Genomic DNA, 24,810 nt, shown 5'->3' on the forward strand with positions numbered 1-24,810 from the left:
CCGGCAGCGCGTGGCGGGCGGCGACGCCCCGGCCCGCGGGCACGCCCCGCGTCATGCGGCCCAGCACCCCGTCGCGGTCGATCACCGCATGCTTGATGGCGCCCGCCACATGCAGGACCACCGACCCGATCAGCAGGAAGGCAAAGACGTGGTGCACCTGGGCCATGACCATCGCCAGGGCGGGCGATTTCGGCACCAGCGGCAGCCCCTGCCCCAAGGGCCACAGGATCGGCGCGAACCCGTCGGTCGCGGCATGTTCGATCCAGCCCGTCACCGGCACCAGCACCATCGACCCGTAAAGCGTCCAATGCACCGCCTCGGCCAGCAGGGTCTCCAGTCGGCGTTCGGGGTGGACGGGGGCGGGGCGCGTCTGGGTCAGCGCCCAGCCGATGCGCACCAGCGCCACGACCAGCGCCGCAAGACCCAGCGTCTTGTGGAACGAGAACACCTGCACCTTGAGCGCCATCTGCTCCAGCGGGATGCGTTCGGCCCACAGGCCCAGGGCGATGTTGGACAGGATGATCAGGGCGGTCAGCCAGTGCAGGCTGCGGGCGACGCTGCCATAGCTGGCTTTGGTGTTCTGGCGCATGGGGGGCCTTCGATGCGGATTTTTCCCCTGATAGCGCGTTTCGCGGATGCGCGGCACTGCCTTGGCCGCACATCCGCTGTGCGGGGCGTCACAATTCGACGACGCGCCGCTCGATCATCGCGGTCTGCGCCGCCAGCCCCATGCGCACGGCCCAGATGCCGTCCTGGACGCTGACGTCGGGGCGGTCGCGCTGGCCGCGGACAAGTTCCAAGAACCCCCGGTGCTGATAGAAGGTCGAGCCGTTGTGATCCCCCGCATCCAGCAGCGTCGGGTCCACGGGGATCACGTGGACCTGCGGCCCGCGGGGTTCGCGGGGCGACACGACGACCTGCGCCACGGGCGGATCGCCCAGATGCGCGGGCCAGAAGCGCGTGGGACCAGGCACGAAGGCCTCGATCTTGCCGCGGGGGCCCACGGCGCTGATCTCCTCCTGCCAGCGCGATCCTTCGGCGAACATGCACAGCTCCAGCATGGCGCGGGTGCCGTCGGCAAAGTCCACCGCGACATAGCCGTGGTCGAAGATGTCGGGCGTCCGGCCGTCATGCACCTCGTCCAGGTGGTTCAGCGCCTGCCCGCCGGTGGCCATGACGCGGACGGGATCCGACCCCAGCGCCAGCCGCATCAGGTCGAAGAAATGGCAACACTTCTCGACGAACGTCCCGCCGCTGTAGCGGTTGAAGCGGTTCCACTGACCGACCTTGGACAGGAACGGATAGCGGTGTTCGCGGATGCTCAGCATGCGGATGCCGCCGGTGGCCTCCTGGGCCATCTCTAGCAGCCGGGCGACGGGGGGCATGTAGCGGTACTCCATCGCGACCCAGACCGGCGCCGCGTGCCGTGCGGCCAGTTCCGCCACCGCCGCCGCGTCCGACGCCTGGGTGAACAGCGGCTTTTCCACCAGCACCGGCAGCGGCCTGTGCGCGGCCACGGCCTGCAGCTGTTCGACATGGCGGTGGTTCGGGCTGGCGATCAGCAGGCAGTCCAGCCCCGGATGCGCCAGCAGGTCGGCCACACTGTCGACCATGCGCGCACCGGGGGCCAGCGCCGCGGCGCGGGCGCGCATGGCGGCGTCGGGTTCGAAGATGGCACCGATGGCGGTGCCGGGCAGCAGGGCGATGTTGCGCAGGTGTTCCTGGCCCATCATCCCGCAGCCGATCACGCCATAGGTGATCACGCGGCTGTCTTGCATGGTCATGGGATCTCCTTAGACGAGGCGCTGGACGTAGAGCGCGCGGTCGGTGTCGTACCAGGTGCGCGAGAATTCGACCGCGTCCTGTGTCTGCGCCCAGGACAGGCGCTGGATGAAGGCGGTCGTGCTGCCGGGGCGGGGCGCGAAATCGGGCGGCGCCCAGTCGGGCACGGTGCCCAGGCCGACGCGATCCTCGGCCCGGGTGATCCACAGCTTCAGCGCCCGCTTGTAGGTCAGATACAGCGAATCCTGCACCATCTCGGGGGGAATGGCCCCGGCCCCGCCGTCCAGCCAGATCTCCTCGACCGCGATGGGGGTGTCGTCCAGGAACCGCAGGCGCCGGAACCGGGTGCCGTGATCGGCGCTGCCATAGGCGGGCTGGCCGGCATCCTTGGGATGCGATCCGACCGACAGCAGCCGCGCGCGCGGCAGCCCGCCCCCGCCCTGCGCATGTTCCAGCCGAAACATCGAATAGACCGCCCGCGTCGGTTCGCCCGCCCGGATGTAGTTCCCCGATCCCTGCCGACGGTCCAGCAGGCCCTGCGCCTCCAGTTCGGCCAGCGCCTTGCGCAGGGTCCGCACGGTGGTGTCATGCGCCTGGGCCATCTGGCGTTCGGGCGGCAGCTTCTGGCCATCGACCAGACGACCCGCGGCGATGTCGCGAATCATCATCTCGGTGATCTGCAGGTGGATCGGCAACGCGTCCGACCGATGTTCGCCTGCCCCTGCCACGACCGTCCCCCGGTAAATTGATACACCATTGATTTACACGATGGGGGACGCTATGCAAAGGGAAATCCGACGCCGTCCCGGGAGGAAACCATGACCGTCGTCCCCGTCACCTCAGCCGATCTGGATGCCGTCGAGGTCGCCTGGTTCGCGGCGCTGTGTTCCGACGATTACCGCCATCTGGGCGTGCCCGACGGGTCGCTGCGGTCGTCCTGGGCGCATTGTTCTGACATCGTGCGCACCGCCGAACGGCAGGGTTTCGGCAACATCCTGTGCCCGTCCAGCTATCAGGTCGGACAGGACACGCTGTCCTTCGTCGCGGGCTGCGCGCCGATCACCCAACGCATCAACATGCTGGCTGCCGTCCGCTGCGGAGAGATGCAGCCGATCATGCTGGCCCGCACCATCGCCACGCTGGACCACATGCTGGAGGGCCGCCTGACGGTCAACATCATCAGCAGCAATTTCCCCGGCCAGCAGGAGCCGAGCCCCTTCCGCTATCAGCGCAGTCGCGAGGTGGTCGAGATCCTGAAGCAGGCCTGGACGCAGGGCGAAATCAACTATCAGGGTCAGGTCTATGATTTCAGCGGCCTGACCACCGATCCTGTCCAGCCCTATCAGACGGGCGGGCCGATGCTGTATTTCGGCGGGTATTCCCCCGACGCGCTGGACCTGTGCGGCCAGCATTGCGACGTCTATCTGATGTGGCCCGAGAAGACCGAGGACATCGCCGACAGGATGCGCGCCGCCCATGCCGCGGCCGAGAAATACGGCCGCACGCTGGATTACGGCTTTCGCGCCCATGTGATCGTCCGCGACACCGAGGCCGAGGCCCGCGAATATGCCCGCGACCTTGTCAGCCAGCTGGACGATGACCAGGGTCGGCTGATCCGCGAACGCGCGCTGGACGCGGGCTCGCTCGGCGTCAGCCGCCAGGCGCGCAACCGAGAGCTGGCCGATCTGGAAGGCTATATCGAGCCCAACCTGTGGACCGGCGTGGGCCGGGCGCGGTCGGGCTGCGGCGCGGCCATCGTCGGATCGACCGACCAGGTCCTGACCAAGCTGGAGGAGCTGCGTCGCATGGGCATCCGCGCCTTCATCCTGTCGGGCTATCCCCACAACGACGAGGCCTGCCATTTCGGCAGCCGCGTCCTGCCCCAGATGAATACCTGCCAGTTGAACCGTGTCTGGGGCCGCGTGCCCGACACCACCCCCGCAACGCCCCTGGGCACCGGCGAAAGGCGCTGAGATGAACCGTGTGACGCTGACCGACGATCTGAGCCTGTCGCGGCTGGTCTATGGCATGTGGCGGATCGGCGACGATGCCGACACCTCGCCCGCCCATGTCCAGGCCAAGATCGAGGCCTGCCTGGACCAGGGCATCACCACGATGGACCAGGCGGACATCTATGGCGCCTATACCGCCGAAGGCATCCTGGGCGCCGCCCTGCGTGCCAGCCCCGGCCTGCGCGACCGGATCGAGATCGTCACGAAATGCGACATCATCGCACCGATCGGCAAATACGCCGACGCGGCCTGCAAGCATTACGACACGTCCGGCGATCACATCCGCGCCGCGGTCGACACGTCGCTGCGCGACATGGGCACGGACCGGATCGACCTGCTGCTGATCCACCGCCCCGACCCGCTGATGGACCCCGACGACACGGGCGCGGCGCTGGACGCGCTGGTGGCATCGGGCAAGGTCCGCGCGGTGGGCGTGTCGAACTTCCGCCCCTGGGACGTGGAGCTGCTGCAGGGGTCGATGCAGACCCGGTTGGTCACCAACCAGATCGAGGTGTCGCTGGCCGCGATCCAGCCCTTCACCAACGGCGACCTGGCCTTTCATCAGCGCCGCCGCGACCCGGTCATGGCCTGGTCGCCCCTGGGCGGCGGCAGCCTGATGACCGGTCACGGTCCCGTCGCTGCTGAACTGGACGCGCTGGCGGCGGAATTCGGCGTGGACCGCGCGGCGGTGGCTGTTGCGTTCCTGTTGCGCCACCCCGCGACCATCCTGCCGGTCATGGGCACCAATTCGCTTGCACGGATCGCCCGGATCGCCGATGCCGAAAAGGTCCGGCTGGACCGCGTGCAGTGGTTCCGCCTTTACCAAGCAGCCCTTGGGCAAGAGGTGCCATGACGCGACCGATCCCGCACAGCTTCGTTCCCGATCCGCAGAACGGGCGGCTGCTGCGCGATGCCTTTGGCCGCTTTGCGACCGGGGTCACGGTGGTGACCGCCGCGACCGAGGGCGGCTGCGCGGCGATGACCGCCAACAGCTTCTCGTCCATCTCGATGGACCCGCCGCTGGTGATGTGGTCGCCGGCGCTGGCCAGCTCCCGCTTTCCGGTCTTTGCGCAGGCGCGCCATTTCGCCATCCACGTGCTGGCCGCCGACCAGGCCGATCTGGCCTGGACCGTCGCGCGCAACCGCAACGCGCTGGACCATGCGGGCCTGTCCGCGAACGCGCATGGCGTGCCGGTGCTGGACCGCTGCCTGGCCCGGTTCGATTGCGACCTGTTCGCCATGCACGAGGCGGGCGACCACATGATCATCGTCGGTCGCGTCCTGCACGCCCAGATCACCGAAGGCGATCCGCTGGCCTTCTTCGGCGGGCAAATCGCCGGGATCGCCAGAGGCTGACTGACCGCGGCGCCGGGCAGGAGGAGGCCCGGCACCGTCACGAAACGGGGGAGGAGACACCCAAGATGCGCCTGCTGACGGGCCTTGTCCGGCCATTGTCCCGGATCAACGAACAGCTGCTGCGCGCGGGGCGCGCGGTGGGCATCGTGGCCATCGGCCTGATGGTCGTGGTGACCATCGTGCAGGTCGTCGCGCGCTATGGCTTCAACAGCGCCCTGGCCTGGCCGGACGAGGCCGCGCGGTTCTGCATGCTGTGGATGACCGGCCTGATGGCGCCGACCGCGTTCCGGCGCGGGGGTTTCGTCGCGATCGACTTTCTTCCCGCCATGCTGCCCGCGACGGCCGCGCGGCTGCTGAACCTGGTCCTGCTGGTCGTGTCGCTGGTGGTGCTGGTCGCAGCCGTGCAGATCGGCTGGCGCGAGGTGACGGGCCTGGGCGGGCGCTTTGCCAGCGCATCGCTGTTCCTGCCCACGTCGCTGGATTTCGGCGACTGGTACCGGGTGCCGCGGTCCTGGATGATGGCGTCGATCCCGGTCGGGCTGATGCTGCTGATTTCCGTGAATGTCGAACTGATCCTGCGCATCCTGGCGCAGTTGGGCGGCGCCCGCGACCTGCCCCCGATCGAGGGGCTGGATGCGGGCCTGCGGGGGGCCGAGTGATGCTGATCCTGTTTCTGCCGCTGTTCCTGACCTTTCTGCTGATCGGCCTGCCGGTGTTCTTCGGGATGCTGGCGGCGCCGGGCATCCTGCTGATGCTGAACGGACAGGAACGCGACCTGACGCTGCTGTACCGCAACCTCTACAACGGCATGGACAGCTTTCCGCTGATGGCGATCCCGTTCTTCATGCTGGCGGGCGAGCTGATGAACCGCGGCGGCATCACGCTGCGCCTGGTCGAATTCGCCCAGGCCCTGATGGGGCATTTCCGCGGCGGCTTGGCGCATGTGAACATCCTGTCGTCGATGCTGTTCGCGGGCCTGTCGGGATCGGCCGTGGCCGACACCTCGGCGCTTGGGTCCATGCTGATCCCGGCGATGGAGAAGCAGGGCTATACCCGCCGCTTCGCCGCCGCGATCACCGCGGCCAGCTCGGTCATCGGGCCGATCATCCCGCCGTCGGGGATCATGATCATCTATGCCTATGTGATGGGCGAAAGCGTCGCGGCGCTGTTCCTGGCGGGCATCGTGCCCGGCATCCTGGTGGGCGTGGGCCTGATGATCGCGGTCAAGGTCATGGCCGACCGCTACGACTTTCCCATCGCCGCGCCGCGCCAAAGCTGGGGCCAGCGCGGACAGGCCAGCCTCAAGGCGTTCTTTCCGCTGATGACCCCCGTCATCATCCTGGGCGGCATCCTGGGCGGCGTCTTCACGCCCACCGAGGCCGCCGCCGTCGCCGCCGTCTATGCGCTGGTCATCAGCCTGTTCGTGCTGCGCACGATGAAGATCGCGGAACTGCCGGACGTCCTAGGCCGCGCAGCGCTGACCTCGGCGGTGGTGCTGCTGCTGGTGGGGGCGGCGATGTCGTTCAAGACGGTGATCTCGCTGTCGCAGACGCCGCAGATGATGGCCGACTGGATCCTGACGCTGACCGCCGACCCGCTTATCCTGCTGCTGATGATCAACCTGTTCCTGTTCGTCGTCGGCATGTTCCTGGACGCGGGCCCCGCGATCATCATCCTGGCGCCGATCCTGGGGCCGGTCTTCACCGGCATGGGCGTCGACAGCGTTCATTTCGCGATCATCATGTGCGTCAACCTGACGGTGGGCCTGGCCACGCCGCCCATGGGGCTGGTGCTGTTCGTGGCCTCTGCGGTGTCGGGCGAAAAGGTCATGACCATCGCCCGCGCCATCCTGCCGTTCCTGCTGGTCGAGGTGCTGGTGATCTTCCTGATCACCTATGTCCCGGCCATTTCCATGACCATCCCGCGCCTGACCGGCTTTGCGGACTGAGACCACCAAGGGAGGATACCATGCTGAAACCCGCACTGACCCTGGCCGCCGCCCTGGCGCTGGCCACCCCCGTCATGGCCCAGGACTATACCCTGCGCGCCGTGGCCAACTCGAATGAGAACGACGAGGATTTCGACGGCCTGCAGGTCTTCAAGTCGCATGTCGAGGCGGCCTCCAACGGCGCCATCGCGGTCGAGATTTTCATGGGCACGCAGCTCTGCTCGAACGGTGCGGAATGCCTCCAGGGCGTGGCCGACGGCTCGATTGACGTCTACATCTCGACCTCGGACGGGGCGGCGGGGCTGTTTCCCTATCTGCAGGTTCTGGACCTGCCCTACATCATGGCCGACGACCGGGTGGCCGAACGCGTCTTGACCGGCGATTTCACCCGCCAGCTGCGCGACATGACGCTGGAGGATTCGGGCGGGATGCTGCGGCTGATGACGATCGGCAACACCGGCGGCTGGCGCAACTTCGCCAACACCAAGCGCCGCATCCAGACGCCCGCCGACCTGTCGGGCCTGAAGATGCGCACCGTCGTGGCCGACCTGCCGCAGGAGCTGGTGCGCGCGCTGGACGCCTCGCCCACGCCGATCCCCTGGGCGGAACTGTTCACCTCGCTGCAGACCAACGTGGTCGAGGGCACCGCGAACGGCATCACCGACATCATGTCGATGCGTTTCCCCGAAGCCGGGCTGCAATACCTGACGCTGGACGGCCACGCCTACATGGGCGCGATGTGGTGGATGTCGAACGAACGCTTCATGGAGATGCCCGAGGACATGCGCGCCATCGTGGTCGACGGGTTCGCCCAGCTGCAGCAGGCGACCTTCGCGTCGCCCAAGCGCAAGTCCATCGCGGCCTATGAGGAGTTCCGCGCCGGCGGCGGCGAGGTCTATGTCCCCACGGCCGAGGAGAAGGCCGCCTTCACCGAGGCCGCGGCCCCGGTCTATGACTGGTTCACCGGCAATGTCGACGGTGGCGAGGAGATCCTGGCCAGCTTCCGCGAGGCCGTGTCCCAGGCCGAGACCGCGCTGGCCGAGGAACGCGCCCGCGACATCCAGTAACCCCTGCCGGGGGCCGCGACCCGGCCCCCCTGGACGCCCATGACCCGCACCGACATCCCCCTTGCCGCCCGCGCGCGCGCCTTGGCGCCCGGCCTGATGCTGGCCGTCACCGTCGCCATGGCGGCGCAGTTCCTGTCCGGCCATTACGGCGTGCCGGTGATGCTGATGGCGATCCTGCTGGGCATGCCGCTGCATTTCCTGGCCGAGGACGACCGCGCCGGTCCCGGCATCGACTTTGCCGCCCGCACCCTGCTGCGCGCGGGGGTCGCGCTGCTGGGCCTGCGGGTGTCGCTGGACATGGTCGCCGCGATCGGCTGGCCCTTCGTGGCATTGGTCGCGGGATCGGTCGCGGCGGTGATCCTGGGATCGGTCGCGCTGGCGCGCAGGCTGGGCCAGGACCGCGCCTTTGGCCTGCTGACCGGCGGGTCGGTGGCGATCTGCGGGGCATCGGCGGCGATGGCCATCGCATCCGTCCTGCCCGCGCGGGACAGCGCGGAACGCGACCTGTCCTTTACCGTGATCACCGTCACGGTCATGTCGACCTTCGCGATGATCGTCTATCCGATGCTGGCGGCGGGCCTGGGCCTGGACCAGCATCAGACCGGCCTGTTCCTGGGTGCCACGATCCATGACGTGGCCCAGGTCGTGGGCGCGGGCTATTCCGTCTCCGAGGAGACAGGCGACATCGCCACCGTGGTCAAGCTGATCCGCGTGACGCTCTTGGCGCCCGTCGTGCTGATTGCGGCGCTGGTCCTGCGCCGTGCCGCGCCCGCGGGGGCCGCGCGCCCGCCGCTGCTGCCGGGCTTCGTGCTGGTGTTTCTGGTGCTGGCGGCGGCGAATTCGGCGCATCTGGTGCCGCTGCCCGTGACCGATGCCGCCTCGACCCTGTCGCGGGCCCTGCTGGTCGCCGCCGTGGCCGCGGTCGGCATGAAGACCGCGCTGGCGCGCATGGCGCAGGTCGGCGCCGCCGCCATCGCCATGCTTCTGGTCCAGACCGCCGCCCTGGCCACGCTGATCGCGGTGCCGCTGATGCTGGGACTGGTGTGACGGGCGGTTGCCCCCTGCCCCGCTTTCGGGCCATCTGATCCGGACCGGAGGGGATCATGGCCTTTCACTTGGACGACTTTCTGCCCTATCGCCTGGCCGTCGCGGCCCAGCAGGTCAGCCGCCGTTTCGCCCGCCTCTATGCGGCCGAAGCAGGGCTGACGATTCCCGAATGGCGGGTGCTGGCGCATCTGAACCATTCCGGTTCCGTCAGCGTCCGCGACATCCACACCCGCGTCAATCTGGACAAGTCGGTCGTCAGCCGGGCGGCGACGCGGCTGGAACAGGCAAGGCTGGTCGCCAAGTCGGACCATGCGGGCGACCGCCGCCTGATCGTATTGGAACTGACCCCGCAAGGGCGTGATCTGATGGACCGGTTGGGCCAGGTCGCGCAAGCGTTTCAGGATCGCCTGCTGGCGGAATTGGGATCTGACGCGGCCGCCCTGTCCGCGGCGCTGGACCAGCTGGCGCAGGATCCCGACGCGCCGTGACCCATGAAAAAGGCCGGGCACATGACCCGGCCTGTTCAACAAGAGATCATCGGATCAGCCGTCGGTCACCGGCTCGATCCCGTCGACCATCAGCAGCGTCCCGTCCGTGGCGCTGAAGATCAACTCGGTCGGCAGGCCGCCGCGTTCCCCGCTGACGATCAGCGTCTCGGGGCCGCGCAGGACGACGACATTCTCGTAGCCCTGGGCGGACAGGCTGTCGATGACCTCCTGGTCGGTCGCGAACCCGTCCAGGGTCGGGAACTGGACCTCCTCCATGGTGGTCATCCCCTCCGTCGGCACGGCGGTCTGGGCCAGGGAAGCCGTCGCCATTAGGGCGGTCAGGACGGCGGCCACGCCACCCAGCTTCAGGGATGCGATCGGATTGGTCATCGTACTCTCCTGTGATTCGCTGCGGTCGATGCCGCTGTCACGCACCCAACCTTTGGGCGGACGAACGGTTCAATCACGCCCGTGTCACGGGGGCTGCTGATGATTTCGTGTGCCGATGTGATCGGGGGTAAACAGCCTGCGCCGGAACCTGCCCAGATCCGGCGATCCCAGGGCGGGTTTCAGGCAGGGTCTTGCCGGTATGGAGGTCATGGACGGTGCGGATCGGGTCATTCCCGATCGCTCGGTCTAGCGTCCTGCCGACGTTGCCCGGATCACCACCGGGTACGCAGAAAAAGGAAACGACATGATCCGCAAGATCGCATTCGCCATGGGTCTGGGCCTGCTGCCCGCCGCCGTTGTCGCCCAGGATGCCGCAGCGCCCGCACAGGATGCCCCCGCGCAGACCGCCCCCGCCGATCCCGGCACCACGTACGAGGCCGCGCGCAATCAGCTGGGCATCCTGCAGTACTGCCAGGAGCAGGGCTTCACCGGTGCCGAGGCCGTCGAGGCCCAGGGCAAGCTGGTCGGCCTTCTGCAGGGCGGTGACGAGGCCGTCGGCAGCGCCGCCGAGGAGAAGGGCGCCCAAGGCACCGTGTCCGTCGGCGGAACCGAGGTGTCCCTGGCCGATGCCGTCGAAGAGCGCGGCAGCACCGTCGAGGCGACCTGCCAGCAGATCGAGGCCGCTGTGAACGAGATCGCGCCCACCCTGCCCGCAGGCTGAGCCTTACGCCCATGACAACGGAAAACGGGCCGGCGATCGCCGGCCCGTTTTTCTATGGCGCATCGGTGGCGTCGTGGGTCGCGACCAGCTCGGCCGTGACCGCGCGGGCGGCGGGGCCATCCTCGGCGGCGGCACCCGCCTCGACCAGTTCGCGGGCCTCGTCCTCGTCCTCGTCGGTCAGGGCGGGGGGTTCGTCGCCCGCCAGAAAGTTGCCGAACTTCTCCCACCCGGGGATGTGTTCGGCCAGCACGCGGATCACCACCAGCACGGGCACCGCGATGATCATCCCGATGACCGACCACAACCAAGCCCACAGCGCGACGCCCAGGAACACCACGACCGTGTTCATCTGCAGCCGCCGCGACACGAAGTAGGGCGTGATGATCTGCCCCTCCAGCGATGTCAGGCCCAGGTAGCTTGCGGCGACCATCGCCGGCCAGAACAGCCCTGGCATCACCACCAGCGCCACGATGCCCGATATGGCGACCCCGGTGATCGCCCCCAGATAGGGGATGAAGTTCAGAAGGAACGCCCCGATCCCGAACAGAAGCGGGCCCGGCATCCCCCAGGCCCACATCGTCAGCCCCACCGCCAGGCCAAGCCCCGCATTGATGATGGTGATGGCGCCCAGATAGTTGCCAAGCGAATCCTCGATCTGGCGCAGGGCCAGATAGGCGCCGCGCTTGTCGCGCATGCGGTCGAAGCTTTGGACGATCTTCAGATACAGCAGGTCGCCGGACGCGATCAGGAAGAACAGCAGGATCAGTGTGAACAACACCTGCCCCATCAGCAGCGGCGCCATGTGCATGACGGTGCCCAGGGTCGTCTCGCCCTCCTGCTGGATGCGGATGGCGGGGGGTTCCTCGGGGCCGGGATCGGTGTTCTGCGCCTCGTCGATGCGTGCGGCGGCCTCGCGCAGGTCCGACAGGCTGTCGCGGACGCTGTCGAACTTCTGCTCCAGCTGCGCGCTGATGATGGGCATGTTGCTCATCGCCCGGCTCAGCGGGCCGCTGGCGGCATAGGCGATGACCCCCACGGCCAGCAGGATCGACAGGGTGATGCCCGCAGCCGTCGCCGCATCCGGGATGCCGCGGCGTTCGGCAAATCGGCGCAGGGGCGTGAAGACGAAGAACAGCAGCATCGCCATGGTGACGGGCATCAGGAAATCGCGTCCCGCAGCGATGGCGGCGAAGGCCATGACCAGGAAGATGCCGATCACGGCCCAGTTCGCCAGAACCGGGACCTTGCTGTCGGCGCGTTGTGAAAACCGTGGAAAAAGATGTCCTTCAGGACCTGGCATGTCGAACCCCCGATGCGGGCGCCGCGTTCCCCAACGCCGGTGGCACCCGTGTGCTGCGCAAACGCAGGCGGCGGCCCGGATGTTCCGAACCGCCGCGTTCACGTTATTCCGGATCGGCCTGGATCAGACCGGATGATCGCCCGATGCGTCGATGACGCGGGTGGGAAGGCCCATCTCTCCCAGCAGCTCCAGGAAGGGTCGCGCGGGCAGATCCTCGACATTGGCCATCTTGCCCGCGTCCCACAGACCGCGCGCGATCAGGATCGCCGCCGCGACCGGCGGCACGCCCGCGGTATAGCTGATGCCTTGGCTGCCGACCTCTTCGAAGGCCTCCTTGTGGTCGGCGACGTTGTAGATGAAGACCTCGGCCTCCTTGCCGTCGCGGGTACCGCGGACCAGGTCGCCGATGCAGGTCTTGCCCTCATAGTCGGGGGCGAGGCTTGCCGGGTCGGGCAGCACGGCCTTGACCACCTTCAGCGGCACCACGTCGGTGCCGTCGGCCAGCGTGACCGGCTGTTCCGACAGCAGGCCAAGCTTCTGCAGGACGGTGAAGACGTTGATGTAATGCTCTCCGAACCCCATCCAGAACCGGACGTCGGCCTGCGGATAGCGGGCCGACAGGCTGTGGACCTCGTCGTGGCCGGACAGATAGGCGGTGCGCTTGCCCACAACGGGCAGGTCCCATTCGCGGCCGACCTCGAACATGCGGTTCTCCTGCCAGGCACCCTTCTGCCAGGAGTAGACTGTGCCGGTGAACTCGCGGAAATTGATTTCGGGGTCGAAATTCGTGGCGAACCAGCGGCCGTGCGACCCGGCGTTGATGTCCACGATGTCGATGCTGTCGACCTTGTCGAAATACTCGTCCTCGGCCAGGCGCGCATAGGCGTTGACCACGCCCGGATCGAAGCCCGCGCCAAGGATGGCGGTGATGCCCGCCTTGGCCACGTCCTCGCGGCGCTTCCATTCATAGTTGCCGTACCAGGGCGGCGTCTCGCAGATCTTGGCCGGGTCCTCGTGGATGGCGGTGTCGATATAGGCCGCGCCCGCGCGGATGCAGCCCTCAAGGACGGTCATGTTGATGAAGGCCGTGCCCACGTTGATGACGATGCCCGCATCCACCTGCCGGATCAGCGCCTCGACCGCGTCCGCGTCCATGGCGTCCAGCGCGTGGCTGGTCCAGGCCATGTCATGACCCTTCTCGCGCAAGGACTGGATGATCGAGTCGGCCTTGGCCTGCGTGCGGTTCGCGATGTGCAGGTCGCCGAACTCGGCCGCCCATTGCGCGACCTTGTGGGCCGTGACCTGCGCCACGCCGCCCGCACCGATGATGAGCACGTTCTTCTTCGCCAATTCTGTCTCCTTCAGGTGGCAGAGGATGGGTGGCCTTAGGACAGGCTGCCTTTGTATTCGTCGTAACCGAAGCTGCGGACGGTGCGGATCGTTCCGTCCTCCTCGCGGCGCGCGATGGCGGGCATGGCGACGCCGTTGAACCAGTTCTTCTTGACCATCGTGTATCCGGCCGCATCCTGGATGCTGACCCGGTCGCCGATCTGCAGGGGCCGGTCAAAGCCCGCCTCTCCGAAGATGTCGCCCGCCAGACAGGTCTTGCCCGCAATCTGGTACCGGTGGTCACCCTCCTGCGGCAGGCGGGCGTCCTGGCGATAGATCAGCAGGTCCAGCATATGCGCCTCGGTCGAGCTGTCCACGATCGCCACGGGCTTGCCGGTGTCGATGATGTCCAGGACGCTGACCTCCAGCGTGGTGGTGTTGGTGATGCTGGCCTCGCCGGGCTCCAGATAGGCCTGCACGCCGAAGCGGTCCTGGAAGGCCTTCAGACGGTCGGCCAGCCGGTCCAGCGGATAGCCCTCGCCGGTGAAGTGGATGCCGCCGCCCAGGGACACCCAGTCAAGGCGTTTGAGGATCGTGCCGAACTCGTCCTCGATCCGGGTCAGCTGGCGGTCGAACAGGTCGAAATCGCCGTTCTCGCAGTTGTAGTGGATCATCACGCCGCTGATGCGATCCAGCGCGGATTCCAGCCGCTCCACGTCGCCTTCGCCCAGGCGGGAGAACGGCCGCGCCGGGTCGGCCAGATCGAAGCCGCTGGTCGAAAAGCGCGGGTTCAGCCGCAGGCCGGTCGCGATGCCCGCGGCCTTGGCGCCGAAACGGTCCAGCTGCGACAGGCTGTTGAAGATGATCTTGTCGGCGTAACCCACCGCCTCGTCGATCTCGTGATCGGCCCAGGCCACGGAATAGGCGTGGGTCTCCTTGCCGAAGGTCTCATGCCCCAGGCGCAGTTCATAGAGCGACGAGGACGTGGTCCCGTCCATGTAGTCGCGCATCAGGTCGAAGACCGACCAGGTGGCGAAGCATTTCAGCGCCAGGAGTGCCTTGGCGCCCGACGCCTCGCGCAGATGGGCGACCTTTTCCATGTTGGCGCGCAGACGGGCCATGTCGATCAGGTAATGCGGCGTCTGCGGCAGGGTCATGGTCAACCTTACGTCAAGAAACACGGGGGGCGGGTCGCGAAGCCGCGATATAGCCACGCCCCCCGCTTTTCGCAAGGAACCATGACGGCCGGGTGACGGGACCTAGCGCCCCGTCAGGTCGGCGGCAAAGCGGCGCAGCTCTCGCTTGACCAGTTCCAGCTCGGCCCGCAGGGCGGCGATCTCGGCGGTCAGATCCTCGTCCAGGGGCTGGCCCGCCATCAGCGACAGCCGCGCCAGGACATACCCGTCCGGCCCGCTGTCCGGTCCCGGCCCCGCCGCCGTCTTCAGCAGCAGCGTCTGCACCCCGTCCGACAGGACCTGGGCCGGCAGGTCCGCCTCGACCAGCCAGCGGCCGGGGCCGTCGGCGGTCACGCGCGCCTCGGCCAGGACCTCGGCGTGCTGAATCAGCACGACCCGGATGCCGGGTGCGTCGATGCCCGTCAGCGCGCCGCGCCAGACGCCGCCCTTCAGGCCGTGATTGTCGAAATGCGGCATGGCCATATCCTCAGATCTGGGCGCGGGGATGGCGCGACAGGATGACATCGCGCAGGCCGACCGCGTTCATGAAGGGCGCCTCGAAGATCAGGTCCAGCCATGCCTTCTCGACCGACCGGGCGGACAGTTCGGCATAGCCCAGGTCGAACTCGACGATGCGGTTGCAGTGGCGGCCCTCGATCGGCTCGCCCATCTTGCGCAGCATGGTTTCGGTGTTCGGACCCTGCTGGATGTTCAGCCGGGCATAGACCGCGATGGGGCGTTCCGCCTGCAGCGTCGCGTCCAGCCGGATGATGTGATGCCCGCCCAGATCACGCAGCGCCTCGACCGGCAGCGACAGCGAGAACGACAGGAAGCTTCCGGAAAACCCCATCACCTCCAGCGCCAGCCCGTAATCGGACAGGTCGGTGGCGCGGCGGTTGCGCACCTGCCGCAGGATCAGCGCACGTTCGGCGCAGTCGTGGAACAGCGCCACCTCGGGGGACAGCCACCGGCCCGCTTCCGGGGCGATCAGCGCGGGGGCGGCATGGCGCGCCTGCAGGATCTGGGGCCGCCAGCGCCAGTCGGTGCCCGCCGGCAGATCGATGCGCGACAGGGAATCGCGGGCGCCCACGCTGCGCGCGTCGGCGGCGTGCAGCAGACGCGACAGCACCTGATGCAGGTCGCGGGCCTCGTCGCGCAGGTCGGGATCCAGGGGCCGGTCGCGGCGCGTGACCGATTTCAGCATCCGCGACCATTGCCGGGCCGCATGGCCGCGCCGGCGGCGCGACAGCCAGCTAGTCTCATGGCGCGACATGGACGCGACCCCCGGTCTGGCGCCGGTCATCCCGGACAAGGCGACGATTCGTCATGCGGCACGGCCCGTATGCTGGAAACCTCTGGCCTTGGGGATAGACCGTGACGGGCCGCCGGACAACCCTGACGCGTGCCGTTCAGGCCACCAGCGCGTCCAGCCGGGCGGCGCAGATGAAGTCGTTGTCGGTCAGCCCGCCGGCCTCGTGCGTGGTGAAGGTCACCGCGCAATAGCCCCAGCCGAAGGCGATGTCGGGATGGTGGCCCTGCTTGTTGCCCAGCCATGCGGCCAGGTTCGCCATCTCCACCGCCTTGGCGAACCCCTTGAAGGTGAAGCGCCGGGTGATGGCGGTGGCATCGTCCGACAGGGTCCAGCCCGTCAGCCGGTTCAGCATGGTGGCGGCGGTCGCAGGGTCGTGCGGCGCCACGCCCCCCTTGCAGGGTTCGCAGTCGCGGGCGGCAAGATCGCAGGTGGTCATGGCATCGGTCCTTTCAGGCGGCGGTCTTGGGCGGGTATTTCGGTGCGTGCAGCCCCAGGGCGCGGGCCTGGGCGATGTCGGCCAGCAGGTCGCGCCGGGCGGCGGCGAACAGGTCGTCCAGATCGTCTATCACGAAATAGACCGGCTGGTGGATATCGATCCGATAGGGCGTGCGCAGGATGTCGATCACGTCGAAGGGCCGCTGTTCCGCCTGCCCGGAAATGGCCCAGGGCAGTTCGGTGACCGAACTGGCCAGCCCCGATCCCAGGGCCTTCAGCTGGCCATCCTCGCGCATTAGCCCGAATTCGATCGAGAACCAATACAGGCGGATCAGCCAGGCATAATCGGCCTTGTCGCAGCGCGTTCCCGCCGCGCCGATGGCCTGGCTGAAGGCGGCAAAGGCCGGATCGGTCAGCAGCGGCGTGTGGCCGAAGATCTCGTGGAAGATGTCCGGCTCCTCGATGTAGTTGAAATGCTTGCGCTTGCGGATGAAGCTGGCAGCCGGGAACGTCCGGTCGGCCAGCATGCCGAAGAACCGCCCGAACCCGATCAGCGCCGGCACGGGTTCCACCCGCCACCCGGTCAGCGCGCCCAGCTTGGCCGACACCTCGGGGCATTGCGGCACGCGGACCTGCGGCAGGTCCAGCAGGTCCAGACCCCGCAGATAGGGCGAGGCCATCCGGTCCCGCACGGCGGGCAACTGCTGGGCCATCAGGTCGCGCCAGACGGCATCCTCCTCGGCGTCATAGGCGATGAAACCCCGGTCGTCGGCGACCTTGGCGGCATATTCGGTCGATTTCGGCATGGCACGTCCTCCTCTGCGGTCCAGATTACCGGATGCGGGGGAAAAACCTTGCCGGAATGGGTTGTCCATCCGGCTTTGGCGGCACATCATTTCGCAGACCGCCGAAACAGAGGAAACCGATGCCCGATCTGGACGATGCCGACCGCCGCATCCTGCGCCTGATGCAGCAGGACGCGACCCTGTCGACCCAGGGGCTGGCCGATGCGGCGGGCCTGTCGACATCGCCCGCGTGGCGGCGGCTGCGGCGGCTGATCGAGACCGGGGTGATCGACCGGCAGGTGGCGCTGGTCCCGCCGGCCAAGGCCGGGCTGCATGCCCTGGCCTATGTCCAGGTGTCGCTGCTGGACCATACCGAGGCGACGCTGGCGCGGTTCGACCGCTTCGTGCAGACCGAGGCGCAGATCCTGGAATGCGCGACCATCACCGGCACCTTCGACTATCAGCTGAAGATCGTGGCGACCGACCCCGAGGGGCTGGAACATTTCCTGATGCGCCGGATGCTGTCCTTGGGCATCATCCGCAGCACGGTGACGCATTTCGTGCTGCGTCAGACGAAATACACGACCGCCCTGCCCCTGTGATCACAGCAGCGGCGATGCCAGCGCCAGCGCGTTGTTGCGGATGCGCCGCCACGGCGACCAGGCGCGCACCTGGTCCAGCGTGATCGCGTCGGCCCGCGCGACATAGCTGGCCTGCCGCGCATCCAGCAGCCCGACGAATTCCGGATCATAGACCGCCATGTTGACCTCATAGTTCAGCTCGAAGCTGCGACGGTCCAGGTTCGCGCTGCCGATCATCGCCATGCGCCCGTCCACGGTCAGGATCTTGGAATGCAGCAGGCCGTCGCGGAACAGCATCAGCCGGACCCCGGCGGCCAGCAGCCCGTAATAGAAGCCCTGGCTGGTCGCCCCCACGATCAGGCTGTCGTTGCGGGCGGGCAGGATCATGGTGACCTGCACCCCGCGCCGCGCCGCTGCCCGGATCGCCGCGTCCAGCGCATCGTCGGGGACATAGTACGGCGTGGTGATCACCACCCGGTCGCGCGCCGCATGCAGCATCGCGGACAGGCAGTCCGACACGCTGCCCGCGCGCAGGTCGGGGCCGGTGGCCACCACCTGCGCCGCGACGCCGGGATCGGCAACCGGCGCCACCGGCTGCAGCATGGGGCCCAGATCGCGGCCGGTATAGCTCATCCAGTCCGACAGGAAGACGCCCTGCAGCTGGCGTACCGCCGGTCCCTCGACCCGAACCAGGATGTCGACCCAAGGGGCAAAGCGCGCCTTGATCGCGAACGCCATGTCCGCGCAGTTGCGGCTGCCGGTGAAGGCCATGGCATTGTCGATCACCAGGATCTTGCGGTGGTTGCGCAAGTCCAGACGCTGGAACAGGATGCTGATGAAGGGCAGGCCCCAGGGAAAGGCGGTGACGCATTCCACGCCCGCCTGGCTCATCCGGTCCCACAGCTCCGACCGGACCAGCGACCGCGACCCAAGGGCGTCGACGATGACACGGCATTGCACGCCGCGATCCTCGGCGCGGCACAGGGCCTGGGCGACCTTGGTGCCGCTGGCATCGGGCAGCCAGATGTAGAACAGCAGATGCACGTGATCGGTCGCCGCATCGATGGCCGCGACCAGCTCGTCGATCGCCCCGTCGCTCTCCTCCAGCAGCTGCAGGCTGTTGCCCTGGACGGCCTGCATGCCGCCCACCGCCTCGTTCGCGGCGATGATCGGGCCCGCCGGGTCGGACCGGTCGGCGCGGACGGCGGGCACGGCGGTGCGCAGGCCGGTCAGGCGGTCGCGCACGTCGGACATGCGCTGGACCTCGGCCTGCTTCATGCGGACCTCTCCGAACAGCAGATAGGCCGCGATCCCCAAAAGCGGCACCGCCTCGACGACCATGATCCAGGCCAGCCGCACCGAGGGCTCGACCCTGGGACGCAGCAGCACGCGGGCGATGATCACCAGCGACAGGGTCGTGTGCGTGAAAAAGAACAGGGTCGTCCACATGCCCGGCATCATCAGCCGCCCCCCCGGCAATTGCAATTCCCCGCGTGGGGCCCTATCTGGGGGCCTGAAACAGCCAAGGCCATTCGCGATGAACTGGATCACGAACTACGTCCGCCCGCGCATCAACTCGCTGTTCTCGCGGCGCGAAGTCCCCGAGAACCTGTGGACGAAATGCCCCGAATGCGGGACGATGCTGTTCCACCGCGAATTGTCGGACAACCTGAACGTCTGCACGAACTGCGATCACCACATGGCGATCACGCCGCGCGACCGCTTCGGTGCGCTGTTCGACGGCGGCGCCTTCGTCGAGGTCAAGGTCCCCGAGCCCATCGCAGACCCGCTGCAGTTCCGCGATCAGAAGAAATACCCCGACCGCATGAAGGCCGCGCAGAAATCCACCGGCGAAAAAGAGGCCATGCTGGTCGCCGAGGGGGAGATCGGCCGCACCCCGGTCATCGCCGTGGGCCAGGACTTCAGCTTCATGGGCGGGTCCATGGGCATGTATGTGGGCAATGCGATCGTGGCGGCCGCCGAACGGGCGATCAAGGTTAGAAAGCCGATGATCCTCTTCTCCGCCGCGGGCGGCGCCCGCATGCAGGAGGGGATCCTGTCCCTGATGCAGATGCCCCGCACCACCGTCGCGGTCGAGATGCTGCGCGAGGCCGGCATCCCCTACATCGTCGTGCTGACCCACCCGACCACGGGCGGCGTCACCGCCAGCTATGCCATGCTGGGCGACATCCACATCGCCGAACCCAACGCGCTGATCTGCTTTGCCGGCCCGCGCGTGATTGAACAGACGATCCGCGAGAAGCTGCCCGAAGGGTTCCAGCGCGCCGAATACCTGCTGGAACACGGCATGCTGGACCGCGTGACCCATCGCGGCAAGCTGCGCGACGAACTGGTCTCGATCCTGCGGATGCTGGGCGGCCTGCCCGCCCCCACCCGCGCCGACCTGCCAGCGCCCGAACCGGTCAACGACCCGATCCCGGCGCCGGCTCCCACGCCTGCGCCGGCCCCGGCCGAGTAATTCTTCTTTGTCGAAATACCCCGGGGGTCCGGGGGCTGGCCCCCGGTGCATGACATGACCACATCCGATGCGATCCTGTCGCGCCTCATGGCGCTGCACCCCAAGGTGATCGACCTGTCGCTCGACCGAATGCACCGCCTTCTGGCGGCCTTGGGCAACCCCGAACGTGCCATCCCCCCGGTGATCCACATCGCGGGCACCAACGGCAAGGGCAGCACGCAGGCGATGATCCGCGCAGGCCTTGAGGCCGGGGGCGCGCGGGTCCATGCCTATACCTCGCCGCACCTGGCGCAGTTTCGCGAACGCATCCGCCTGGCGGGCACCCTGATCGAGGACGACGCCCTGGCCGACCTGCTGGCCCAGGTCGAGGCCGCGAATGACGGCCAGCCCATCACCTTCTTCGAGATCACCACCGCCGCAGCCTTCCTGGCCTTCGCCCGCACCCCCGCGGACTTCACCCTGCTGGAGGTCGGACTGGGCGGGCGCCTGGATGCGACCAACGTCATCGACGCGCCGCGCCTGACGGTCATCACGCCGGTCTCGATCGACCACACCCAGTACCTGGGAGAGACGCTGCCCCTGATCGCCGCCGAAAAGGCCGGCATCATCAAGCCCCGCGTCCCCGTCATCGTCGGCCCCCAGGACGATGATGCCCTGCGCGTGATCGAGGCGCGCGCCATGGGCCTGTCCGCGCCCATCGTCGCGCATGGCCAGCACTGGATGATCCAGCCCGAACGCGACGGCATGGTGTTCCAGGACGATCACGGGCTGTGGGACCTGCCCCGCCCGAAGCTGATCGGCCCGCACCAGGTCCAGAACGCGGGCACCGCGCTGGCCGCCCTGCGCGCGCTTGGCGCCACCGACGCGCAGGCCCGCGCCTCCGTAACGCAGGCCGAATGGCCGGCCCGGATGCAGCGCCTGCGCCATGGTCCGCTGGTCGATCTGGCCCAGGGGGCGGAGCTGTGGCTGGACGGCGGGCACAACCCGGCGGGGGGGCAGGCGCTGGCCGCGACCCTGGCCGCGATGCCCGCACGCCCGACGCATCTGGTCTGCGGCATGCTGAACACCAAGGATGTCGCGGGCTATCTGCGTCCGCTGGCCGACCACGCCGCCAGCCTGACCGCCATCGACATCCCCGGAGAGCCGAACACCCTGCCCGCCACCCAGACCGCCGACGCCGCGCGCCAGGTCGGCATGACCGCGCATGTGGCCCAGGATGCCGCGCAGGCGGTGGAACAGCTGGTGACCCGCCACCCCGGCGCGCGTATCCTGATCTGCGGATCCCTGTATCTGGCCGGGCGCATCCTGCGCGACAACGGCTAGGCCACGCCCGAACCCAAGGACAGCCCATGACCCAGATCCGAGACAGCCGCGCCGCCATCCTGCGGGGCGTCATGAACCGCTGCCCTTCCTGCGGAGAGGGGCAGCTGATGCAGGGCTATCTGAAGGTGAACCCGGTCTGCGCGCATTGCCAGGCGCCCCTGTCCCGCTATCCGGCGGCGGACGGGCCCGCGTTCTTCACCATGACGGTGATGCTGCTGGTGCTGATCCCGCTGTTCGGCATCATCTGGAACGTCTGGCGCCCCGAACCCGCGACGCTGCTGGCGGTCACCGGGCTGATCACCACGGTGATGACACTGGTGCTGCTGCGCCTGATCAAGGGCGCCTTCATCGGCTATCTGTGGGCCAAGGACGAACAGGACCGGGGCGCCTGACGGCCCCCGGTCCCCGCCCTCACGCCCAGTCCCAGGGCGTCGTGAACTGGCCCAGCCTCTCGCGGACCTGATCCTCGGCGACGTTGCCCTCGCGCGACAGGCGGGCGACCAACCCGCGCTTCTTGTCCTCGCGCACCTCGACCACGCGGGCGCCGGTGCCCTGCAGGGCGGCGTCATAGACGCGGCTGATGGCCAGGCGGCGCAGGTCCGGCTTGAAGATCTTGCCGACCGCGGTCTTGGGCAGTTCCGACAGGATCTCGATATGCTTGGGGACGGCGGCGCGTTCATGGATGTGGTCGCGGGCATGGGCCGCCAGTTCGTCCACGGTCACCGTGGCTCCGCCAACCAGTTCCACATAGACGCAGGGCAGTTCGCCCGCGAAGGCGTCGGGCTGGCCGATGGCGCCGGCGAACGCGACGGCGGGGTGCGACAGCATCCCCTCCTCGATCTCGGCGGGGTCGATGTTGTGGCCGCCGCGGATGATCAGGTCCTTGGCCCGCCCGGTGATCCACAGATAGCCGTCCGCGTCGATCCGGCCCAGATCGCCCGTGCGCAGGTACCGATCGTCGGCGAACAGCTTATGGTTCTTGTCGGCCTCGGTATAGGTCGAGCCGGGGAAGACGCCGGGATTGGCGACGCAGATCTCTCCGACGACATCGGTGGGGCATTCATGCACCCGGCCCGCATCGTCGTGGTTCAGGATGCGCACATGCGTGTGCGGCAGCGGGATGCCCACCGAGCCCACCTTCTTCAGCCCGTCCACCGGGTTGCAGCTGACCAGGCAGGTGGCCTCGGTCAGGCCGTAGCCTTCGGCGATCTCCACCCCGGTGGCCGCCTTGAAGCGGTTATACAGCTCGATCGGCAGCGGCGCCGAACCCGAGATGGCGGTCTTCAGGCTGCCCACATCGGCGTTGACCGGACGCTGCATCAGCGCGGCGATGGCCGTGGGCACGGTGATCAGGAACGTCGCCTGCCACCGCTCGATCAGCTTCCAGAAGTTGTCGAAGACCCCATCGCCCCGGTATCCGGCGGGCGTGGGCATCACCACATGCGCGCCTGACGCGATGCAGGACATCAGCACCGGATAGGCCGCAAAGACATGGAACATCGGCAGCGGGCACATCAGTACGTCGGTCTCGTCAAACAGCAGCGTCCCCCCAAGCCAGCCGTTATAGATCATGCCGCTGTACTTGTGCTGGGCCACCTTGGGCGTGCCGGTGGTGCCGCCGGTGTGGAAATAGGCCGCGACGCGGTCGGCCTTGGGGTCGTCGAATTCCAGGGCGGTGTGCTTGCGTGCGCTGGTGGCGGCCTCGAAATCCAGGACCTTGGCCTTGTGCCGGACCTTCACCTTGGGGCGGATCAGCGGCACGATAAAGCGTTTCAGGCCGCGCAGATGGCGGTTCAGGTCAACCTCGACCACATGGGTGACGTTCGGGGCCTGGGCCACCGCTTCGGCGGCCTTCTGCGCCACGTCGGTCTTGGGGAAGGCCTTCAGCGTGACCAGCACCTTGGCATTCGTCTCGCGCAGGATGCCGGCGATCTGGGTTGCATCCAGCAGCGGGTTGATCGGGTTCACGATCCCCGCCGTGGCCCCGGCCAGCAGGACCACCGGCGTCTCGATGCTGTTGGGCAGAAGGTACGCGACGGTGTCGGTTGGCCCCACGCCCAGGCTGCGGAACAGGTTGGCGGTTTCGGTCACGCGTTCCAGCAGGTCCTGCCAGAACAGGGTAACGGCGTGATCCTTGGGCCCCGACAGCAGCTGGAACGAGATCGCGGGCCGCTGCGGGAACCGCTCGGCCGTACGCGACAGGAATTCATAGATCGTGACCGGCAGGCCGCGCGCGTCGAAGCTGCCTTCCTGTTCGATCCTGTCGCGGTCCGCATAGCTGCCGAACTTGCCCATCTGGTCCCCCTGCTGTCGGGCCGCATCGGCTGCGGCCCCTCCCTGCGGGTCAGGATGGTCCGACAAGGCCGGGCGGGGCAAGTCCCGACCGGTCCGCCGCATGTGAAAACGCCGCGTCAACCGATGGCCGACGCGGCGTCATGGCGGTCCAACCGGGGTGGTCAGTCCGCAGCGGGAATGCGCAGGACCTGGCCCGGATAGATCTTGTCGGGATCGCTCAGCATCGGGCGGTTCGCCTCGAAGATCGCGGCGTACTTGTTCGCGTTGCCCAGGTGCTCCTTGGCGATGGCGGACAGGGTCTCTCCCTTCTTCACGGTGTGGAAGACGGGTTGGGGGGCATCGGCGGGCAGGTCGGCCTCGACCTTGGCGATGCCCTCGATGTTGCCGACGGCCAAAATCAGCTTCTCCAGCGTCTCGCGGTCGGCACCCTTGGATTCGACGACCACCGTGTCGCCGCGCAGGCGCAGGTGCACGTCGTCGCCGTCCAGGTTCAGCGCGCGCAGTTCCGCCTTTAGCGCCGCGACCTTGCGCTGCGTGTCGTCCTGGGCCGCGGGCTGCGCGGCGGCGGGGGCTGCGGCAGGGGCCGCGACGGCGGGCTTGAGCGTGGCGGCCTCGGCCTTGCCGAAGACCGACTTGCCCGCGTCTTTCACGAAATCCCAGATGGCCATGTGCAAAGGTCCTTGTGATGTTCCGCCACCGAACGACCGCCATGTCGGCACGGTTCCGCCAAACCAGGGCGCCATGGCCGCATCGGGGCGAAAGCGCTTGTTAACCCGGGGCGGCTATAAGAACCAAGGCGCGCTTGGAAACGGGGTCACCGCAGGGCATGACGAACTGGACAGGATACGGACGGGGATCGCTGATGATCCTGGGCGCGGCGCTGCTGGCGGGATGCGCGGCCACCCCGCAGGCGCCGGTGGGACACGACCCCCACGCGGTCCAGGTCGGCCCGCCCGGACCCGCGCAATGCGGCGCGACGGCGCCG

At 68.1% G+C, this 24,810-nt stretch carries 27 protein-coding genes; 13 read left to right on the plus strand and 14 right to left on the minus strand.

All coding sequences use genetic code 11. From position 1 onward, the window contains the following. From FHD68_RS09465 to FHD68_RS09475, 3 genes are all read right to left on the minus strand, one after another. The coding region (locus FHD68_RS09465) for a cytochrome b (RefSeq protein ID WP_139085588.1) at positions 1 to 589 on the minus strand (589 nt) is incomplete at its 3' end. 88 nt (positions 590 to 677) lie between these two features. Next, positions 678 to 1,784 (minus strand): Gfo/Idh/MocA family protein, encoded by a 1,107-nt coding sequence (locus FHD68_RS09470; RefSeq protein WP_371705721.1) that lies wholly within the window; start codon positions 1,782 to 1,784, stop codon positions 678 to 680. A 9-nt stretch (positions 1,785 to 1,793) separates the two neighbouring features. Continuing rightward, positions 1,794 to 2,477 carry a GntR family transcriptional regulator gene (locus FHD68_RS09475; protein WP_244297810.1) on the minus strand — a complete coding sequence of 228 codons (684 nt, stop codon included), beginning with the start codon at positions 2,475 to 2,477 and terminating at the stop codon, positions 1,794 to 1,796. A 123-nt stretch (positions 2,478 to 2,600) separates the two neighbouring features. On the opposite strand from FHD68_RS09475, the gene FHD68_RS09480 reads away from it, so the two are divergent. The 8 genes from FHD68_RS09480 (at position 2,601) to FHD68_RS09515 (ending at position 9,700) form a co-directional block, all read left to right on the plus strand. Then, positions 2,601 to 3,755 (plus strand): LLM class flavin-dependent oxidoreductase, encoded by a 1,155-nt coding sequence (locus tag FHD68_RS09480; RefSeq protein ID WP_127897313.1) that lies wholly within the window; start codon positions 2,601 to 2,603, stop codon positions 3,753 to 3,755. Between the two features lies 1 nt (position 3,756). After that, positions 3,757 to 4,647, plus strand: a complete 891-nt coding sequence (locus FHD68_RS09485) for an aldo/keto reductase (RefSeq protein ID WP_127897314.1) — start codon at positions 3,757 to 3,759, stop codon at positions 4,645 to 4,647. Beyond that, positions 4,644 to 5,150 carry a flavin reductase family protein gene (locus tag FHD68_RS09490; RefSeq protein ID WP_045982416.1) on the plus strand — a complete coding sequence of 169 codons (507 nt, stop codon included), beginning with the start codon at positions 4,644 to 4,646 and terminating at the stop codon, positions 5,148 to 5,150. The genes FHD68_RS09485 and FHD68_RS09490 overlap by 4 nt, the downstream gene beginning before the upstream one ends. A gap of 65 nt (positions 5,151 to 5,215) precedes the next feature. Further along, positions 5,216 to 5,809, plus strand: a complete 594-nt coding sequence (locus FHD68_RS09495) for a TRAP transporter small permease (protein ID WP_127897315.1) — start codon at positions 5,216 to 5,218, stop codon at positions 5,807 to 5,809. Beyond that, positions 5,809 to 7,098 carry a TRAP transporter large permease gene (locus FHD68_RS09500; RefSeq protein WP_045982414.1) on the plus strand — a complete coding sequence of 430 codons (1,290 nt, stop codon included), beginning with the start codon at positions 5,809 to 5,811 and terminating at the stop codon, positions 7,096 to 7,098. Before FHD68_RS09495 ends, FHD68_RS09500 begins: the two co-directional genes overlap by 1 nt. 20 nt (positions 7,099 to 7,118) lie before the next feature. Further along, positions 7,119 to 8,165: a TRAP transporter substrate-binding protein gene (locus tag FHD68_RS09505; RefSeq protein WP_127897316.1), complete on the plus strand. Its 1,047-nt coding sequence runs from the start codon at positions 7,119 to 7,121 to the stop codon at positions 8,163 to 8,165. A 39-nt stretch (positions 8,166 to 8,204) separates the two neighbouring features. Next, entirely contained in the window at positions 8,205 to 9,212 is a 1,008-nt protein-coding gene (locus FHD68_RS09510; protein ID WP_127897317.1) for a YeiH family protein, read from the plus strand. Between the two features lie 56 nt (positions 9,213 to 9,268). Then, positions 9,269 to 9,700, plus strand: a complete 432-nt coding sequence (locus tag FHD68_RS09515; RefSeq protein WP_127897318.1) for a MarR family winged helix-turn-helix transcriptional regulator — start codon at positions 9,269 to 9,271, stop codon at positions 9,698 to 9,700. A 54-nt stretch (positions 9,701 to 9,754) separates the two neighbouring features. Here FHD68_RS09515 and FHD68_RS09520 read toward each other — a convergent pair whose 3' ends face one another. Then, positions 9,755 to 10,090: a hypothetical protein gene (locus FHD68_RS09520; protein WP_052714780.1), complete on the minus strand. Its 336-nt coding sequence runs from the start codon at positions 10,088 to 10,090 to the stop codon at positions 9,755 to 9,757. Between the two features lie 304 nt (positions 10,091 to 10,394). Between FHD68_RS09520 and FHD68_RS09525 the strand changes: the two genes are divergently transcribed. Next, entirely contained in the window at positions 10,395 to 10,811 is a 417-nt protein-coding gene (locus tag FHD68_RS09525) for a pore-forming ESAT-6 family protein (RefSeq protein ID WP_045982408.1), read from the plus strand. 52 nt (positions 10,812 to 10,863) lie between these two features. On the opposite strand, the gene FHD68_RS09530 is transcribed toward FHD68_RS09525, so the two are convergent. From FHD68_RS09530 to FHD68_RS09560, 7 genes are all read right to left on the minus strand, one after another. Next, entirely contained in the window at positions 10,864 to 12,030 is a 1,167-nt protein-coding gene (locus tag FHD68_RS09530; RefSeq protein WP_240542459.1) for an AI-2E family transporter, read from the minus strand. 204 nt (positions 12,031 to 12,234) lie between these two features. After that, positions 12,235 to 13,461, minus strand: coding sequence for a saccharopine dehydrogenase family protein (locus FHD68_RS09535; RefSeq protein ID WP_139085591.1), 1,227 nt, complete (start codon positions 13,459 to 13,461; stop codon positions 12,235 to 12,237). A gap of 35 nt (positions 13,462 to 13,496) precedes the next feature. Beyond that, positions 13,497 to 14,591: a carboxynorspermidine decarboxylase gene (gene nspC, locus FHD68_RS09540; protein ID WP_205963194.1), complete on the minus strand. Its 1,095-nt coding sequence runs from the start codon at positions 14,589 to 14,591 to the stop codon at positions 13,497 to 13,499. A gap of 108 nt (positions 14,592 to 14,699) precedes the next feature. Beyond that, positions 14,700 to 15,092, minus strand: coding sequence for a hypothetical protein (locus FHD68_RS09545; protein ID WP_127897322.1), 393 nt, complete (start codon positions 15,090 to 15,092; stop codon positions 14,700 to 14,702). A gap of 10 nt (positions 15,093 to 15,102) precedes the next feature. Then, positions 15,103 to 15,888, minus strand: a complete 786-nt coding sequence (locus tag FHD68_RS09550) for a DUF6478 family protein (protein WP_127897323.1) — start codon at positions 15,886 to 15,888, stop codon at positions 15,103 to 15,105. Between the two features lie 136 nt (positions 15,889 to 16,024). Then, on the minus strand, positions 16,025 to 16,363 hold the full coding sequence (locus tag FHD68_RS09555; protein ID WP_127897324.1) for a 4a-hydroxytetrahydrobiopterin dehydratase: 339 nt from the start codon (positions 16,361 to 16,363) through the stop codon (positions 16,025 to 16,027). A gap of 13 nt (positions 16,364 to 16,376) precedes the next feature. Then, the gene (locus FHD68_RS09560; RefSeq protein ID WP_127897325.1) at positions 16,377 to 17,168 is read right to left on the minus strand and encodes a phenylalanine 4-monooxygenase; all 792 of its coding nucleotides are present in this window, start codon (positions 17,166 to 17,168) and stop codon (positions 16,377 to 16,379) included. A gap of 119 nt (positions 17,169 to 17,287) precedes the next feature. Between FHD68_RS09560 and FHD68_RS09565 the strand changes: the two genes are divergently transcribed. Then, the gene (locus tag FHD68_RS09565; protein ID WP_045982401.1) at positions 17,288 to 17,749 is read left to right on the plus strand and encodes an Lrp/AsnC family transcriptional regulator; all 462 of its coding nucleotides are present in this window, start codon (positions 17,288 to 17,290) and stop codon (positions 17,747 to 17,749) included. Here FHD68_RS09565 and cls read toward each other — a convergent pair whose 3' ends face one another. Further along, positions 17,750 to 19,177, minus strand: coding sequence for a cardiolipin synthase (cls, locus tag FHD68_RS09570; protein ID WP_127897326.1), 1,428 nt, complete (start codon positions 19,175 to 19,177; stop codon positions 17,750 to 17,752). It lies immediately after the preceding gene. Positions 19,178 to 19,265: 88 nt separating this feature from the next. Between cls and accD the strand changes: the two genes are divergently transcribed. Genes accD through FHD68_RS09585 form a run of 3 tightly spaced genes read left to right on the plus strand, consistent with a single transcriptional unit; the run spans position 19,266 to position 21,922 of the window. Then, entirely contained in the window at positions 19,266 to 20,207 is a 942-nt protein-coding gene (gene accD / locus FHD68_RS09575; protein ID WP_045982399.1) for an acetyl-CoA carboxylase, carboxyltransferase subunit beta, read from the plus strand. 54 nt (positions 20,208 to 20,261) lie between these two features. Beyond that, positions 20,262 to 21,530, plus strand: coding sequence for a bifunctional folylpolyglutamate synthase/dihydrofolate synthase (locus tag FHD68_RS09580; RefSeq protein WP_139085593.1), 1,269 nt, complete (start codon positions 20,262 to 20,264; stop codon positions 21,528 to 21,530). Positions 21,531 to 21,556: 26 nt separating this feature from the next. Next, on the plus strand, positions 21,557 to 21,922 hold the full coding sequence (locus FHD68_RS09585; RefSeq protein ID WP_045982397.1) for a DUF983 domain-containing protein: 366 nt from the start codon (positions 21,557 to 21,559) through the stop codon (positions 21,920 to 21,922). Positions 21,923 to 21,941: 19 nt separating this feature from the next. Here the strand turns inward: FHD68_RS09585 and FHD68_RS09590 are convergent, their stop codons facing one another. Together FHD68_RS09590 and lysM are read right to left on the minus strand one after the other, a co-directional pair. Beyond that, positions 21,942 to 23,825: an acyl-CoA synthetase gene (locus FHD68_RS09590; RefSeq protein WP_139085595.1), complete on the minus strand. Its 1,884-nt coding sequence runs from the start codon at positions 23,823 to 23,825 to the stop codon at positions 21,942 to 21,944. 161 nt (positions 23,826 to 23,986) lie between these two features. Further along, a complete protein-coding gene (lysM, locus tag FHD68_RS09595; protein WP_127897329.1) occupies positions 23,987 to 24,493 on the minus strand; it encodes a peptidoglycan-binding protein LysM in 507 nt (168 codons plus the stop codon). Between the last annotated feature and the right edge of the window lie 317 nt (positions 24,494 to 24,810).

The organism is Paracoccus marcusii (genome assembly GCF_006151785.1).
GTDB classification, from domain to species: domain Bacteria; phylum Pseudomonadota; class Alphaproteobacteria; order Rhodobacterales; family Rhodobacteraceae; genus Paracoccus; species Paracoccus marcusii.

Excerpts from the sequence above, each read along its gene's own strand:
- FHD68_RS09565 (WP_045982401.1), top strand. The coding sequence starts at position 17,288 with ATGCCCGATCTGGACGATGCCGACCGCCGCATCCTGCGCCTGATGCAG.
- FHD68_RS09490 (WP_045982416.1), top strand. The coding sequence starts at position 4,644 with ATGACGCGACCGATCCCGCACAGCTTCGTTCCCGATCCGCAGAACGGG.
- FHD68_RS09515 (WP_127897318.1), top strand. The coding sequence starts at position 9,269 with ATGGCCTTTCACTTGGACGACTTTCTGCCCTATCGCCTGGCCGTCGCG.
- FHD68_RS09520 (WP_052714780.1), bottom strand. The coding sequence starts at position 10,090 with ATGACCAATCCGATCGCATCCCTGAAGCTGGGTGGCGTGGCCGCCGTC.
- FHD68_RS09580 (WP_139085593.1), top strand. The coding sequence starts at position 20,262 with ATGACCACATCCGATGCGATCCTGTCGCGCCTCATGGCGCTGCACCCC.
- FHD68_RS09510 (WP_127897317.1), top strand. The coding sequence starts at position 8,205 with ATGACCCGCACCGACATCCCCCTTGCCGCCCGCGCGCGCGCCTTGGCG.
- cls (WP_127897326.1), bottom strand. The coding sequence starts at position 19,177 with ATGTGGACGACCCTGTTCTTTTTCACGCACACGACCCTGTCGCTGGTG.
- FHD68_RS09550 (WP_127897323.1), bottom strand. The coding sequence starts at position 15,888 with ATGTCGCGCCATGAGACTAGCTGGCTGTCGCGCCGCCGGCGCGGCCAT.
- FHD68_RS09480 (WP_127897313.1), top strand. The coding sequence starts at position 2,601 with ATGACCGTCGTCCCCGTCACCTCAGCCGATCTGGATGCCGTCGAGGTC.
- FHD68_RS09485 (WP_127897314.1), top strand. The coding sequence starts at position 3,757 with ATGAACCGTGTGACGCTGACCGACGATCTGAGCCTGTCGCGGCTGGTC.
- FHD68_RS09545 (WP_127897322.1), bottom strand. The coding sequence starts at position 15,092 with ATGCCGCATTTCGACAATCACGGCCTGAAGGGCGGCGTCTGGCGCGGC.
- FHD68_RS09495 (WP_127897315.1), top strand. The coding sequence starts at position 5,216 with ATGCGCCTGCTGACGGGCCTTGTCCGGCCATTGTCCCGGATCAACGAA.
- FHD68_RS09505 (WP_127897316.1), top strand. The coding sequence starts at position 7,119 with ATGCTGAAACCCGCACTGACCCTGGCCGCCGCCCTGGCGCTGGCCACC.
- FHD68_RS09500 (WP_045982414.1), top strand. The coding sequence starts at position 5,809 with ATGCTGATCCTGTTTCTGCCGCTGTTCCTGACCTTTCTGCTGATCGGC.
- FHD68_RS09555 (WP_127897324.1), bottom strand. The coding sequence starts at position 16,363 with ATGACCACCTGCGATCTTGCCGCCCGCGACTGCGAACCCTGCAAGGGG.
- FHD68_RS09585 (WP_045982397.1), top strand. The coding sequence starts at position 21,557 with ATGACCCAGATCCGAGACAGCCGCGCCGCCATCCTGCGGGGCGTCATG.
- FHD68_RS09560 (WP_127897325.1), bottom strand. The coding sequence starts at position 17,168 with ATGCCGAAATCGACCGAATATGCCGCCAAGGTCGCCGACGACCGGGGT.
- accD (WP_045982399.1), top strand. The coding sequence starts at position 19,266 with ATGAACTGGATCACGAACTACGTCCGCCCGCGCATCAACTCGCTGTTC.
- FHD68_RS09590 (WP_139085595.1), bottom strand. The coding sequence starts at position 23,825 with ATGGGCAAGTTCGGCAGCTATGCGGACCGCGACAGGATCGAACAGGAA.
- FHD68_RS09470 (WP_371705721.1), bottom strand. The coding sequence starts at position 1,784 with ATGACCATGCAAGACAGCCGCGTGATCACCTATGGCGTGATCGGCTGC.
- FHD68_RS09525 (WP_045982408.1), top strand. The coding sequence starts at position 10,395 with ATGATCCGCAAGATCGCATTCGCCATGGGTCTGGGCCTGCTGCCCGCC.
- lysM (WP_127897329.1), bottom strand. The coding sequence starts at position 24,493 with ATGGCCATCTGGGATTTCGTGAAAGACGCGGGCAAGTCGGTCTTCGGC.